This is a genomic window from Streptomyces sp. NPDC034043, assembly GCF_055575675.1.
In genome coordinates, this window is record NZ_JBVISF010000014.1 from 46,431 (window position 1) to 60,585 (window position 14,155).

Annotated in this window: 13 protein-coding genes; 12 read left to right on the top strand and 1 reads right to left on the bottom strand. The window is 72.0% G+C overall.

Translation table 11 applies throughout. The features are described from left to right. The first annotated feature begins 216 nt into the window (after nt 1–216). The 5 genes from ACZ51S_RS27985 to ftsH all read left to right on the top strand — a co-directional run bounded on the left by ACZ51S_RS27985 (nt 217) and on the right by ftsH (nt 8,160). On the top strand, nt 217–1,563 hold the full coding sequence (locus ACZ51S_RS27985) for an ammonium transporter (RefSeq protein ID WP_388942051.1): 1,347 nt from the start codon (nt 217–219) through the stop codon (nt 1,561–1,563). Continuing rightward, on the top strand, nt 1,560–1,898 hold the full coding sequence (locus ACZ51S_RS27990) for a P-II family nitrogen regulator (RefSeq protein ID WP_361610247.1): 339 nt from the start codon (nt 1,560–1,562) through the stop codon (nt 1,896–1,898). The genes ACZ51S_RS27985 and ACZ51S_RS27990 overlap by 4 nt, the downstream gene beginning before the upstream one ends. 16 nt (nt 1,899–1,914) lie before the next feature. Further along, entirely contained in the window at nt 1,915–4,344 is a 2,430-nt protein-coding gene (locus tag ACZ51S_RS27995; protein WP_468962344.1) for a [protein-PII] uridylyltransferase, read from the top strand. A gap of 194 nt (nt 4,345–4,538) precedes the next feature. Continuing rightward, complete coding sequence (ffh, locus tag ACZ51S_RS28000) at nt 4,539–6,113, top strand: signal recognition particle protein (protein ID WP_468478193.1); 1,575 nt, start codon at nt 4,539–4,541, stop codon at nt 6,111–6,113. 124 nt (nt 6,114–6,237) lie between these two features. Then, nucleotides 6,238–8,160: an ATP-dependent zinc metalloprotease FtsH gene (ftsH, locus tag ACZ51S_RS28005; RefSeq protein WP_468478194.1), complete on the top strand. Its 1,923-nt coding sequence runs from the start codon at nt 6,238–6,240 to the stop codon at nt 8,158–8,160. Between the two features lie 38 nt (nt 8,161–8,198). On the opposite strand, the gene ACZ51S_RS28010 is transcribed toward ftsH, so the two are convergent. Beyond that, nucleotides 8,199–8,876, bottom strand: a complete 678-nt coding sequence (locus tag ACZ51S_RS28010; protein ID WP_388942037.1) for a methyltransferase type 11 — start codon at nt 8,874–8,876, stop codon at nt 8,199–8,201. A 131-nt stretch (nt 8,877–9,007) separates the two neighbouring features. On the opposite strand from ACZ51S_RS28010, the gene proS reads away from it, so the two are divergent. From proS to rplS, 7 genes are all read left to right on the top strand, one after another. After that, nucleotides 9,008–10,420, top strand: coding sequence for a proline--tRNA ligase (gene proS / locus ACZ51S_RS28015; RefSeq protein ID WP_468962346.1), 1,413 nt, complete (start codon nt 9,008–9,010; stop codon nt 10,418–10,420). 202 nt (nt 10,421–10,622) lie between these two features. Then, a complete protein-coding gene (locus ACZ51S_RS28020) occupies nt 10,623–11,219 on the top strand; it encodes a hypothetical protein (RefSeq protein ID WP_468478196.1) in 597 nt (198 codons plus the stop codon). A 281-nt stretch (nt 11,220–11,500) separates the two neighbouring features. Further along, complete coding sequence (rpsP, locus tag ACZ51S_RS28025) at nt 11,501–11,938, top strand: 30S ribosomal protein S16 (protein ID WP_125817063.1); 438 nt, start codon at nt 11,501–11,503, stop codon at nt 11,936–11,938. 2 nt (nt 11,939–11,940) lie between these two features. Next, nucleotides 11,941–12,180, top strand: coding sequence for an RNA-binding protein (locus ACZ51S_RS28030; protein WP_007266827.1), 240 nt, complete (start codon nt 11,941–11,943; stop codon nt 12,178–12,180). 78 nt (nt 12,181–12,258) lie between these two features. After that, nucleotides 12,259–12,846 carry a ribosome maturation factor RimM gene (rimM, locus tag ACZ51S_RS28035; RefSeq protein ID WP_388942029.1) on the top strand — a complete coding sequence of 196 codons (588 nt, stop codon included), beginning with the start codon at nt 12,259–12,261 and terminating at the stop codon, nt 12,844–12,846. Further along, nucleotides 12,846–13,667, top strand: coding sequence for a tRNA (guanosine(37)-N1)-methyltransferase TrmD (trmD, locus tag ACZ51S_RS28040; RefSeq protein WP_468478197.1), 822 nt, complete (start codon nt 12,846–12,848; stop codon nt 13,665–13,667). Before rimM ends, trmD begins: the two co-directional genes overlap by 1 nt. Nucleotides 13,668–13,800: 133 nt before the next feature. Next, nucleotides 13,801–14,151 (top strand): 50S ribosomal protein L19, encoded by a 351-nt coding sequence (gene rplS, locus ACZ51S_RS28045; RefSeq protein ID WP_030227407.1) that lies wholly within the window; start codon nt 13,801–13,803, stop codon nt 14,149–14,151. Nucleotides 14,152–14,155: the final 4 nt, after the last annotated feature.

Below are 14,155 nucleotides of genomic sequence, written 5' to 3' on the forward strand. Positions count from 1 at the left end.
CCTGACCCGTACATGACCCCGACCGGACCCGCACTTCACCGGTTCATGGAGGCGTAACACGCCGGACCTCTTCGTCATCGGCGCGAAACACCCAGCGGCGCCGCCGGAAACCCTCCTGCGCGAATCTCAGGGCCAATAACCGGCCAGCCCTTACGCCGCCGCTCAGGTTTCCCACGATCGCCCGCACGCGAACGTACCGACGACGAGGAGACGCCGATGGCATCAGCCATCACGACCCTCGCAGCAGACGCCCCGACCCTGTCTGCCGCGAACACCGGGTTCATGCTCATCTGCTCCGCCCTGGTCATGCTGATGACCCCGGGACTCGCCTTCTTCTACGGAGGCATGGTCCGCGTCAAGAGCAGCCTCAACATGCTGATGATGAGCTTCATCAGCCTGGGGATCGTCACGATCCTCTGGGTCCTCTACGGCTTCAGCCTCGCCTTCGGCACCGACACGGGCTCGCTGATCGGCTGGAACTCCGACTACGTCGGCCTCAGCGGCATCGGCCTCACCGAGCTGTGGGACGGCTACACCATCCCGGTCTACGTCTTCGCCGTCTTCCAGCTGATGTTCGCCGTCATCACCCCCGCCCTGATCAGCGGCGCCCTCGCCGACCGCGTCAAGTTCAGCGCCTGGGTGCTCTTCACCGCCCTGTGGGTCACCGTCGTCTACTTCCCCGTCGCCCACTGGGTGTGGGGCTCCGGCGGCTGGCTCTTCGAGCTCGGCGTCATCGACTTCGCGGGCGGCACCGCCGTCCACATCAACGCCGGCGCCGCCGCCCTCGGCGTCATCCTGGTCATCGGCAAGCGCGTCGGCTTCAAGAAGGACCCGATGCGCCCGCACAGCCTGCCCCTCGTGATGCTCGGCGCCGGCCTGCTGTGGTTCGGCTGGTTCGGCTTCAACGCCGGATCCTGGCTCGGCAACGACGACGGCGTCGGCGCCGTCATGTTCGTCAACACCCAGGTCGCCACCGCCGCCGCCATGCTCGCCTGGCTCGCCTACGAGAAGCTGCGCCACGGCTCCTTCACCACCCTCGGAGCCGCCTCCGGCGCCGTCGCCGGCCTCGTCGCCATCACCCCGGCCGGCGGCTCCGTCAGCCCGCTCGGCGCGATCGCCGTCGGCGCCATCGCCGGTGTGCTGTGCGCCATGGCCGTCGGCCTGAAGTACAAGTTCGGCTACGACGACTCCCTCGACGTCATCGGCGTCCACCTGGTCGGCGGCATCGCCGGCTCCCTCCTCGTCGGCTTCTTCGCCACCGGCGGCGTCCAGTCCGAGGCCAAGGGCCTCTTCTACGGCGGCGGACTGGAGCAGCTCGGCAAGCAGGCCATCGGCGTCTTCGCCGTCCTCGCCTACTCCCTCGTCGTATCCGCGATCCTGGCCTTCCTCCTCGACAGGACCATGGGCATGCGGGTCGCGGAGGACGTCGAGGTCTCCGGCATCGACCAGGTCGAGCACGCCGAGACCGCCTACGACTTCAGCGGCGCCGGCGGCGGGATCTCCGCACGGAACACCGCCGCACCCGCCCCCGCAGCCGCCGCGCACAAGAAGGTCGACGCATGAAGCTGATCACCGCCATCGTCAAGCCCTACAAGCTGGACGAGATCAAGGAAGCCCTCCACGCCTTCGGAGTCCAGGGCCTCACCGTCTCCGAGGCCAGCGGCTACGGACGCCAGCGCGGCCACACCGAGGTCTACCGCGGCGCCGAGTACACCGTGGACCTCGTACCGAAGATCCGCATCGAGGTGCTCGTCGAGGACGAGGAGGCCGAGGAGCTCATCTCCGTCATCGTCAGCGCCGCCCGGACCGAGAAGATCGGCGACGGCAAGGTGTGGAGCGTCCCCGTGGACTCGGTCGTCCGGGTCCGCACCGGCGAGCGCGGCGCCGACGCGCTCTAGACGACGGGAGCCCCGGGTGACGAGCGTCGAAGAGACCACGCAGGACGACCCGGCCGGCTCCGGTCCCGGCGGCTACGCCGCGGCCCGGCTGCGACTCCTCCAGGAGGAGTCGCGGTCCGGGCCCTCCCGGCGTTCCGCCCTCTCCGGGCTGACCGACCAATGGCTGAACGCACAGTTCGCGCGGGCCGCACGGGAGACCGGCGTACGGGGCGCCGCCCTCGTCGCCGTCGGCGGCTACGGACGCGCCGACCTCTCCCCGCGCAGCGACCTCGACCTGCTGCTGCTCCACGACGGCAAGGCGCGCCCCGCCGAACTGAGCGCGCTCGCCGACCGGCTCTGGTACCCCGTCTGGGACCTCGGCCTGGCCCTCGACCACTCCGTACGCACCCCCGGCGAGGCCCGCAAGACCGCCGCCGAGGACCTCAAGGCCCACCTCGGACTGCTCGACGCGCGGCTCGTCTCCGGCGACGCCGGACTCCTGGCCGGGCTGCGCACCTCGGTGCTCGCCGACTGGCGCAACCAGGCCGCCAAGCGGCTCCCGCAGCTGCACGCCCTGTGCCGGGAGCGGGCCGAGCGGGCCGGGGAGCTGCGCTTCCTGCTGGAACCCGACCTCAAGGAGGCGCGCGGCGGCCTGCGCGACGCCACCGTCCTGCGGGCCGTCGCCGCGTCCTGGCTGGCCGACGCCCCGCGCGAGGGACTGGCCGAGGCCCGGCGGCGGCTGCTGGACGCGCGCGACGCGCTGCACCTGGTGACGGGCCGGGCCACCGACCGGCTCGCCCTCCAGGAACAGCCCCAGGTCGCCGCCCGGCTGGGACTGCTCGACGCCGACGCGCTGCTGCGCGAGGTGTACGAGGCCGCCCGGGTGATCGCGTACGCCGCAGACGTCACCTGGCGGGAGGTCGGGCGGGTACTGCGCGCCCGGGCCGCCCGGCCGAGACTGCGCGGACTGCTCGGGAACCGGGCCACGGCGGCACCCGAGCGGGCGCCGCTGGCCGACGGGGTGGTGGAGTCCGACGGGGAGGCCGTACTGGCGCTGGCCGCGCGGCCCGAGCGGGACCCCGTACTGCCCCTGCGGTTCGGGGCGGCCGCCGCGCAGGCGGGCCTGCCCGTCTCGCTGCACGCCGTACGGCGGCTCGCGGCGCAGGCCAGGCCGCTGCCCGTGCCGTGGCCGGCGGAGGCGCGGGAGCAGCTGCTGACCCTGCTGGGGGCGGGCGAGCCGATGGTGGGGGTGTGGGAGGCGCTGGAGGCCGAGGGGCTGATCAGCCGGCTGCTCCCCGACTGGGAACGGGTGCGCTGCCGGCCCCAGCACAACCCCGTGCACACCTGGACGGTGGACCGGCACCTGATCGAGACGGCGGTGCGGGCCTCGGCGCTGGCCCGCCGCGTGGGCCGCCCCGACCTGCTGCTGATGGCGGCCCTGCTGCACGACATCGGCAAGGGCTGGCCCGGCGACCACTCCCTGGTGGGCGAGACCATCGCCCGCGACATGGCCGGGCGGGTCGGCTTCGACGCGGAGGACGTCGCCGTGCTGGGCACGCTCGTACGCCACCACCTGCTGCTCGTGGACACCGCGACCCGCCGCGACCTGGACGACCCGGCGACCGTACGGGCCGTCGCGGACGCCGTCGGCTCCCTCTCCACCCTGGAGGTCCTGCACGCCCTGACGGAGGCCGACGCCCTGGCCACCGGCCCGGCCGCCTGGAGCACCTGGCGGGGCTCGCTGGTCGCCGACCTCGTGGGGCGGGTCGCCGCCGTGCTGCGCGGCACCCCGCCCGCCGGCACCGAGCCGGAGATACCGACCACCGAACAGGAACGCCTGGCGGTCGAGGCGCTGCGCACGGGCGAGCCGGTGCTCGCGCTGCACGCCCGACAGGAGGACGACGCCGTCGGGGTCGAGCTGGTCGTCGCCGTCCCGGACCAGCCCGGGGTGCTGCCGGCCGTGTCCGGGGTGCTGGCGCTGCACCGGCTGACCGTGCGGGCCGCCGACCTGCGCTTCCTGGAGCCGTCGGGTCTGACGGGCGAGGTGATCGTGCTGCGCTGGCGGGTGGCGGCCGAGTACGGGGCGCTGCCGCAGGCCGCCCAGCTGCGGACCGACCTGGTCCGGGCGCTGGACGGCACGCTGGACGTCCCGGCGAAGCTGGCAGCCCGCGAGGCGGCGTACCCCCGGCGGCGGGGCGTGGTCCCGCCGCCGCCCCGGGTCACGGTGGTGCCGGAGGTCTCCTCCCTGGCCACCGTCCTGGAGGTGCGGGCGCCCGACGCGGTGGGGCTGCTGCACCGGATCGGCCGGGCCCTGGAGTCGGCGGGGGTACGGGTGCGCAGCGCGCACGTCTCGACGCTGGGCGCGAACGCGGTGGACACGGTGTACGTCGTCGACGGCGACGGCAAACCCCTCCTCCCGCCCGAGGCCGCCGCCCTGGCCGCACGGGTGGAGGCGGCCCTGGCGTGAGGCCCGTGACCACCGCGCCCGTGGGGGTGATCCGCCCGGGCGGCACGCGGTGAAGAGGGGCACGGCGCGCTCCCCGGTCTCCGGGGCCACCGACCTCGCCCGCCGAATCCGGCGGGCGAGGTCGATTCGTTTGCGGGGCCGGATACCCTGGAGGGCGATCCACCGCCCCCGACCCCCAAGGACCAACGAGCGCCGTGTTCGATACTCTCTCCGACCGCCTGGCGAATACTTTCAAGGGCCTCCGTGGCAAGGGGCGCCTCAGCGAGCAGGACATCGACGCGGCGGCGCGGGAAATCCGTATCGCTCTCCTTGAGGCCGACGTCGCCCTCCCCGTCGTCCGCTCGTTCATCGCGAACGTCAAGGAGCGGGCACGCGGCGAGGAGGTCAGCAAGGCGCTGAATCCCGGCCAGCAGGTGCTCAAGATCGTGAACGACGAACTCGTCACGATCCTCGGCGGTGAGACCCGCCGGCTGCGCTTCGCCAAGACCGCGCCCACCGTGATCATGCTGGCCGGTCTCCAGGGTGCCGGTAAGACCACCCTCGCCGGAAAGCTCGGCTTCTGGCTGAAGGGGCAGGGCCACGCCCCTCTCCTCGTCGCCTGCGACCTCCAGCGCCCCAACGCCGTCAACCAGCTCAGCATCGTCGCCGAGCGCGCCGGCGTCGGCTTCTACGGCCCCCAGCCGGGCAACGGCGTCGGCGACCCGGTCCAGGTGGCCAAGGACTCCGTCGAGTACGCCCGTGCCAAGCAGCACGACATCGTCATCGTCGACACCGCCGGCCGCCTCGGCATCGACCAGGAGCTGATGCAGCAGGCCGCGGACATCCGTGACGCGGTTTCGCCGAATGAGATCCTCTTCGTCGTCGACGCCATGATCGGCCAGGACGCGGTCAACACCGCCGAGGCCTTCCGCGACGGCGTCGGCTTCGACGGCGTGGTGCTGTCCAAGCTCGACGGCGACGCCCGCGGCGGTGCGGCGCTCTCCATCGCGCACGTCACCGGCAAGCAGATCATGTTCGCCTCGAACGGCGAGAAGCTCGACGACTTCGACGCCTTCCACCCCGACCGCATGGCGGGCCGGATCCTCGACATGGGTGACATGCTCACCCTCATCGAGCAGGCGGAGAAGACCTTCAGCCAGGCCGAGGCCGAGAAGATGGCGGCCAAGCTGGCGAAGGGGCCGAAGGAGTTCACGCTCGACGACTTCCTGGCCCAGATGGAGCAGGTCCGCAAGATGGGCTCCATCTCCAAGCTGCTCGGCATGCTGCCGGGCATGGGCCAGATCAAGGACCAGATCAACAACATCGACGAGCGGGACGTCGACCGCACCGCCGCGATCATCAAGTCGATGACCCCGGCCGAGCGCCAGGACCCGCACATCATCAACGGCTCGCGCCGCGCCCGTATCGCCAAGGGCTCCGGTGTCGAGGTCAGCGCCGTGAAGTCGCTCGTGGAGCGCTTCTTCGAGGCCCGCAAGATGATGTCCCGCATGGCCCAGGGCGGAGGGATGCCCGGCATGCCCGGCATCCCGGGCATGGGCGGCGGCCCCGGCCGGCAGAAGAAGCAGGTCAAGCAGGCCAAGGGCAAGCGCAAGAGCGGCAACCCGATGAAGCGCAAGGAAGAGGAGGCCGCCGCCGCGGCCCGCCGAGAGCAGGGCCCGCAGCCCGGCGCTCCGGCCGCGGGCGGCAGCCCGTTCGGGCTCCCCGCCGGCGGCGGGCAGCCGGGTCAGGACTTCGACCTGCCGGACGAGTTCAAGAAGTTCATGAAGTAAGGGACGCGCAAGCGGACATCGAAGGGCCCCGGGCGCCAGGCGACCGGGGCCTTCCCCGTCTGCGCGGGCAGTGGGGCGATTTGTCGCTTATGGTCGGCCGGGAGGACGGCATAAGGAGGCCCACGTGCCCAGCCCCACCCCCGTACCGCCACGCGACCGGGCCGACACCCCCTGGCGCTCGGAGGGCGCCCCGCCCGCCCCGCCCGCCAAGCGGAAGATGCCCGGCGGCGGCTGGCGCGGACTGGTGCTCGCCGCCCTGATCGTCTTCCTGCTGACCAACCTCGTGCTGTCCTTCTACAACGAGGGCGACGAGCCGACGATCTCGTACACGGAGTTCAGCAAGCAGGTCGGCGACGGCAACGTCTCGAAGATCTACTCCAAGGGCGACGCCATCCAGGGACAGCTCAAGAGCGAGCGGCCCGTCCCCGGCGGAAAGGGCGACTACACCAAGTTCGTCACCCAGCGCCCCGCCTTCGCCGACGACCAGCTGTGGTCCAGCCTCACGGCCAAGGGCGTCACGGTCACCGCCTCCCCGGTGGTCGTACAGCGCAGCTTCCTGGCCAACCTGCTCATCTCGCTCGCCCCGATGCTGCTCCTGGTCGGCCTGTGGCTGTTCATCGCCCGCCGGATGGGCTCGGCGATGGGCGGGATGGGCGGGCTGGGCCGCAAGGGTCCGCCCAAGCCCGTGGAACTGCAGGCCGGCGCCCCGCGCACCACCTTCGACGACGTCGCCGGCATCGACGAGGTGGAGGGCGAGCTCAACGACGTCGTCGACTTCCTCAAGAATCCGCAGCGCTACCGCGACATGGGCGCCCGGATGCCCGGCGGCGTCCTCCTCGCCGGTGCGCCCGGCACCGGCAAGACCCTGCTCGCGCGGGCGGTCGCGGGCGAGGCCGGGGTGCCGTTCTTCTCCGCGTCCGCGTCCGAGTTCATCGAGATGATCGTCGGGGTCGGCGCCTCCAGGGTCAGGGAGCTCTTCGCCGAGGCGCGCAAGGTGGCCCCCGCCATCGTCTTCATCGACGAGATCGACACCATCGGCCGGGTGCGCGGAGGCGGCGCGGCCATGGGCGGCCACGACGAGCGCGAGCAGACCCTCAACCAGATCCTCACCGAGATGGACGGCTTCTCCGGCTCGGAGGGCGTCGTCGTCCTCGCCGCCACCAACCGGGCGGACGTCCTCGACCCGGCCCTGACCCGGCCCGGCCGCTTCGACCGCACGGTCGTGGTCTCCCCGCCCGACCGCGACGGCCGCGAGGCCATCCTGCGCATCCACACCCGCGACATCCCGCTCGCCCCCGGGGTCGACCTCGCCCAGGTGGCCCGGACCACCCCCGGGATGACCGGGGCCGAGCTCGCCAACCTGGCGAACGAGGCCGCGCTGCTGGCCGTCAAGCGCGAGCAGCGGGAAGTCGGCCAGGCGGACTTCTCCGACGCCCTGGAGAAGGTCCAGCTGGGTGCGGAACGGCCCCTGGTGATGCCGCTGGAGGAGCGGCGCCGCACCGCCTACCACGAGAGCGGCCACGCCCTGCTGGGCATGCTCCAGCCGGGTGCCGACCCCGTACGCAAGATCACCATCGTGCCCCGGGGCCGGGCCCTCGGCGTCACCCTCTCCACCCCGGACGCGGACCGGTACGCGTATACGGAGCAGTACCTCCGGGGCCGCATCATCGGCGCGCTCGGCGGCATGGCGGCCGAGGAGACCGTCTACCACGTGGTCACCACCGGCGCCGAGAACGACCTCGAACAGGTCACCAACATCGTCCGGGGGATGGTCGGCCGCTGGGGCATGAGCGATCGCGTCGGCAAGCTGACCGCCATCCCGTCCGACGGACAGGGCCCGTACGGCCTGTCCGCCGCCCCCACCACCCTCGACACCGTGGACCACGAGATGCGGCGGATCGTGGACGAGTGCTACGAGGAGGCCTGCCGCCTGCTGCGCGAGCACCGGCCGAAGCTCGACGCCCTGGCCGAGGCCCTCCTGGCGGCCGAGACCCTGGACGAGCAGGCGGCGTACGCGGCGGCCGGCATCCCCCGCCTCGCGAAGTAGGCGGCGCCCCCGCCCCGAGAGGCGGGCGGCGCCCCCGGTCAGGCCACGCGGGCGACGACGTAGCGGAAGATGTTCGGCAGCCAGACGGCGCCGTCGGCCCGCTCGTACGGGTGAAGGGCCTCCGACAGCTCCTTCTCCGCCTGGCCGGGATCCGCCGCGCCGTACAGCCCGGTCGACAGCAGACCCCGTACCGCGCTGTCCACGTCCGCGTACCCGAAGGGGCAGAACACCCGCCCCGACCCGTCGGGGACCAGCCCCGCCCGCGCCGCCAGCGCGTCCAGGTCCAGGGCCGCCGGGCCGCCGCCCAGCACCGCCGGCACCGTGCACCGCTCCGGGGGGCCCCAGCCGGCCAGCACCACCGCGCCGCCCCGCCGGACCGCCGGCAGGGCCGCGGCCAGGGCGCCCGGGGAGGGCGCGAAGGCCAGCAGGACGTCGTAGGGCCGCGCGGGGGGCACCGGGGGAACCGGCACCACCTCCAGCAGCCGCTCGCGGGCCAGCGCCCGGCGGGCCGGATCCGCCTCCACGCCGGTGGCGGCGGCACCCCGCCCGCCGGCCAGCAGCAGGGCCAGCCCGGCCCCGCAGTCGAGGCCCAGCAGCCGGTCACCCGGCCCGATCTCCAGCCGGTCGTAGACCGCCTCGTACAGCGGTACCAGCATCCGTTCCTGGATCTCCGCCCAGTCCCGGGCGGCGAGCGTCGCCGTCGGCGTCGGTGTCATCGAAAGAGCGCTCCTGATTCCGTGTCGCCCCCATGCCCCCGTTGCCAGGGAACTCCCCATTCGCCCCCGCGTCCAGAGGAGCGCGCCACCCGATTCACGCTCGACCCGCCCGGCGCCGTACCATTCGCGCCATGGCAAAGGCACCCGTTCTCACCCCGCAGGCGGAGGATTTCCCCCGCTGGTACCAGGATCTGATCAACAAGGCCGAGCTGGCCGACAACGGTCCGGTCCGCGGCACCATGGTCATCCGTCCGTACGGCTACGGCCTGTGGGAGCGGATGCAGCAGGAGATGGACGCCCGCATCAAGGACGCCGGCGCCCAGAACGCGTACTTCCCGCTGTTCATCCCGCAGTCGTACCTGACGAGGGAGGCCGAGCACGTCGAGGGCTTCGCCCCCGAGCTGGCGGTCGTCACCCACGGCGGCGGCAAGGAGCTGGAAGAGCCGGTCGTCGTCCGGCCCACCTCCGAGACGATCATCAACGATTACTTCTCCAAGTGGGTCCAGAGCTACCGGGACCTGCCCCTGCTGATCAACCAGTGGGCCAACGTGGTGCGCTGGGAGATGCGCCCCCGCGTGTTCCTCCGTACGAGCGAGTTCCTCTGGCAGGAGGGCCACACCGCCCACGCCACGTACGAGGACGCCCGCGACTACGCCGCCCGCATCCACCGCGACGTCTACGGCGACTTCATGACGAACGTGCTCGGCATCGACGTCGTGCTCGGCCGCAAGACCGCCAAGGAGCGCTTCGCCGGCGCCATCAACACCCTCACCCTCGAGGGCATGATGGGTGACGGCAAGGCCCTCCAGATGGGTACGAGCCACGAGCTCGGCACCAACTTCGCCAAGGCCTTCAACACCCAGTACCTCTCGAAGGAGGGCCGGCAGGAGCTGGTCTGGCAGACCTCGTGGGGCGTCTCGACCCGCATGGTCGGCGGTCTGATCATGTCCCACGGCGACGACAACGGCCTGCGGGTGCCGCCGCGCCTGGCGCACGTCCAGGTCGTCGTCATGGCGATCAAGGGCGACGAGGCCGTGGCGAAGGTCCGCGAGCTGGGTGCCCAGCTCAAGGCCGCGGGCATCCGCGCCCACGTCGACGACCGCGTCGACACCCCCTTCGGCCGCCGCGCGGTGGACTGGGAGCTCAAGGGCGTACCGGTGCGCATCGAGATCGGCCCCCGCGACCTGGAGGCCGGCACCGCGATGCTGGCCCGCCGGATCCCGGGCGGGAAGACCCCGGTGCAGATCGACGCCCTCGCCGACCTGCTGCCCAAGGTGCTCGACGAGGACCAGGCGCAGCTGCTGCGCGAGTCCCGCGAGCGCCGGGAGTCCCGTACCAGCGACGTGACCACGATCGAGGAGGCCGCCGAGGCCGCGATCGCGGGCGGCTGGGCGCGCATCCCGTGGGCCGACCTCGGCCCCGAGGGCGAGGCCAAGCTGGGCGAGCAGGCCGTCTCGGTCCGCTGCCTGATCGCCGAGGACGGGTCGGTTCCGGTGGCCGACGACGCCCCCGGTACGCTCGCGATCGTCGCGCGCTCCTACTGATTTCCCCTGGCGCCCCTGGCGTGCGGCAGCGGCCGCACTCCGGGGGCGTCGGCGTCGATACCCCTCGTTACGTACCGACTCATCCGGGGATATGCGCACCCGTCCTCGCTAGGACGCATCAGACTGAACTGACTGGTACGTGCAAAAAATTTGGAATGGCCCGGAATCGGAACACCGGGGCACCCCGGCTCGTTGTCACGACGTGAGCACGACACCACCTGTTCTCGCCGCAGAGCTGGCGCAGGCGTGGGCCGACATTCAGCGGTACCACCCCGAGCTGCCTGATCTTGCCGCGCCCGAGTCCCTGATCGGAGAGTCCTCGTCCGCCTGCGGCGCCGAGCTCTCCTTCGAGCGACTGCTGCACGAGGCAGTCCACGGCATCGCGGCCGCCCGCGGAGTGCGCGACACCTCGCGCGCCGGCCGCTACCACAACCGCAGATTCCTCGCGATCGCCGAGGAGATGGGGCTCGACCATTCCGAGGAGCCGCACGCCAGCAGCGGGTTCTCCCTGGTCACCCTCAATCCCGAGGCCAAGAGGCGCTACCGTCCCACCATCGAGCGGCTCCAGCGCGCCCTGAAGGCGCATACGGCGGCCACCTCGGCCGACACCAAGCGCAGCTTCCGGGGTCCGGCCGCCCGGCACGGCTCCTCGGGCGGCGGCGTCCGGGTCAAGGCGGTCTGCGACTGCGGCCGCAACGTCCGGGTGGTCCCCTCCGTGCTGGCTCAGGCGCCGATCGTGTGCGGCGGCTGCATGAAGCCCTTCCGGATCCCCGAGGCCGCCACCGCGGCCGCCTCCTGACGCGACGCCCCCCGGCGGGGCGGTGACGTGCCCGGACCGGGCCGGGGGCGGCCGCGGGGCGGCCGTACGGACCCGGCGACCGGACCGTCCCGCCGGGGCGGGGCGGCGCATCCCGCCTGTCGGGCGGGACGCGGGCATGTGGCACAATGGGCAGCTGTACTCGACAGTCGCATAGGACCCCTCTCTCCTCCGGCTGACGCGTCCATCGGGCACCCGAGTACCGCAACCCCACGTGGCATCTCAAGTGCCCAACCACGTCAAGTTCAGGAGACACCACTCCAGTGGCAGTCAAGATCAAGCTCAAGCGCCTCGGTAAGATCCGCTCCCCGCACTACCGCATCGTCGTCGCCGACGCCCGCACCCGCCGGGACGGTCGCGCGATCGAGGAGATCGGCATCTACCAGCCGACCTACAACCCCTCGCGCATCGAGGTCAACGCCGAGCGCGCGCAGTACTGGCTGTCCGTGGGCGCCCAGCCCACCGAGGCCGTCCTCGCCATCCTGAAGCTCACCGGTGACTGGCAGGCGCACAAGGGCCTCCCGGCCCCGGCGCCGCTGCTGCAGCCGGCGACGAAGGAAGACAAGCGTCGTTCCTTCGACGAGTTCGCCAAGGCCCTCGAGGGCATCGGCGAGGGCAAGGGCGAGGCCATCACGCAGAAGAAGAAGGCCGACAAGAAGGCGGACGAGGCTGAGGCCGCCGCCGAGTCGACCGAGGCCTGAGCATGCTCGAGGAGGCTCTTGAGCACCTCGTAAAGGGCATTGTGGACAACCCCGACGACGTGCAGGTCGCCTCGCGCAACCTGCGCCGCGGACAGGTGCTCGAGGTCCGGGTGCACCCCGACGACCTCGGCAAGGTGATCGGCCGCAACGGCCGCACCGCACGTGCTCTGCGTACCGTCGTGGGCGCCATCGGCGGCCGGGGGATCCGCGTCGACCTCGTCGACGTGGACCAGGTCCGCTGAGCAGTTGAACACCGGCACGGGCCGGGGAGGGCACACGTGCCCGCCCCGGCCCGTTGTCGTTCCGAACAGGAGTCAAAGGTGGAGCTGGTAGTCGCGCGGGTTGGCCGCGCCCACGGGATCAAGGGTGAGGTCACCGTAGAGGTGCGGACCGACGAGCCGGAGCTGCGGCTCTCGCCCGGCGCCGTGCTGCGGACCGAACCGGCGTCGGCGGGTCCGCTGACCATCGAGACGGGCCGGGTGCACAGCGGCCGGCTCCTGCTCCGCTTCGCGGGCGTCAAGGACCGCACCGGCGCCGAGGCGCTGCGCAACACCCTCCTGATCGCCGACGTCGACCCGGCGGAGCTGCCCGAGGAGGAGGACGAGTACTACGACCACCAGCTCATGGACCTGGACGTCGTACTCGAGGACGGCACCGAGATCGGCCGGATCACCGAGATCTCGCACCTGCCCTCGCAGGACCTCTTCATCGTCGAGCGCCCGGACGGCAGCGAGGTCATGATCCCCTTCGTCGGGGAGATCGTCGCCGAGATCGACCTGGAGGAGCAGCGCTGCGTCATCACCCCGCCGCCCGGGCTGATCGACGACCGCGCCGAGGTCGCGTCGGCGCGTGACGAGGCCGCGGCAGCGGACACCGAGGGCGCCGAGAAGTCCGGGGACGACGACTGATGCGGCTCGACGTCGTCACGATCTTCCCCGAGTACCTGGAGCCGCTGAACGTCTCCCTCGTCGGCAAGGCGAGGGCCCGCGGGCAGCTCGACGTACACGTGCACGACCTGCGGGAGTGGACGTACGACCGGCACAACACCGTCGACGACACCCCGTACGGCGGCGGTCCGGGCATGGTCATGAAGACCGACCCCTGGGGAGAGGCCCTCGACTCGGTCCTCGCCGACGGCTACGAGTCCGGCGCGCACGGCCCGGTCATGGTGGTGCCCACGCCCAGCGGCCGGCCCTTCACCCAGGAACTGGCCGTCGAGCTCTCCGAGCGCCCCTGGCTGATCTTCACGCCGGCCCGGTACGAGGGCATCGACCGCCGCGTCATGGACGAGTACGCGACGCGGATGCCGGTCTACGAGGTCTCCATCGGCGACTACGTTCTGGCGGGCGGGGAGGCGGCCGTACTGGTCGTCACCGAGGCCGTGGCCCGGCTGCTGCCCGGCGTGCTCGGCAACGCCGAATCGCACCGGGACGACTCCTTCGCCCCCGGCGAGATGGCCAACCTCCTCGAGGGACCCGTCTACACCAAGCCGCCGCAGTGGCGGGGCCGGGGCATCCCCGAGGTGCTGCTCAGCGGCCACCACGGGAAGATCGCGCGCTGGCGCCGCGACGAGGCCTTCCGTCGCACCGCGCGGAACCGCCCCGACCTGATCGAGCGCTGCGAGGCCTCCGCCTTCGACAAGAAGGACCGCGAGATCCTCAGCATCCTGGGCTGGAAGCCGTCCGGGGACGGCCGATTTTGGCGCAGGCCGGAGGCCGTGGAAGAATAGGCGGCTGCTGTGTGCTTCCGTACGCTCCTGCCACAGGGGGATCGCCGTACGGGGAGTGCCACGGCTCCCGAATTCTCTCCGGAAACCCGCACCGGCGACCTGTGGCGTCGTGCGAAGAAAGCAGACGAACAACATGTCTCACCTGCTCGATGGCGTCAACGCCGCCTCCCTGCGCACGGACGTCCCGGCCTTCCGCCCCGGTGACACCATCAACGTGCACGTCCGCGTGATCGAGGGCAACCGCTCCCGCATCCAGCAGTTCAAGGGCGTTGTCATCCGTCGCCAGGGCTCTGGCGTCTCCGAGACCTTCACCGTCCGCAAGGTCTCCTTCAGCGTCGGCGTGGAGCGCACCTTCCCGGTCCACTCCCCGATCTTCGAGAAGATCGAGCTCGTCACCCGCGGTGACGTGCGTCGCGCCAAGCTGTACTTCCTCCGTGAGCTCCGCGGCAAGGCCGCGAAGATCAAGGAGAAGCGCGACCGCTGATCTC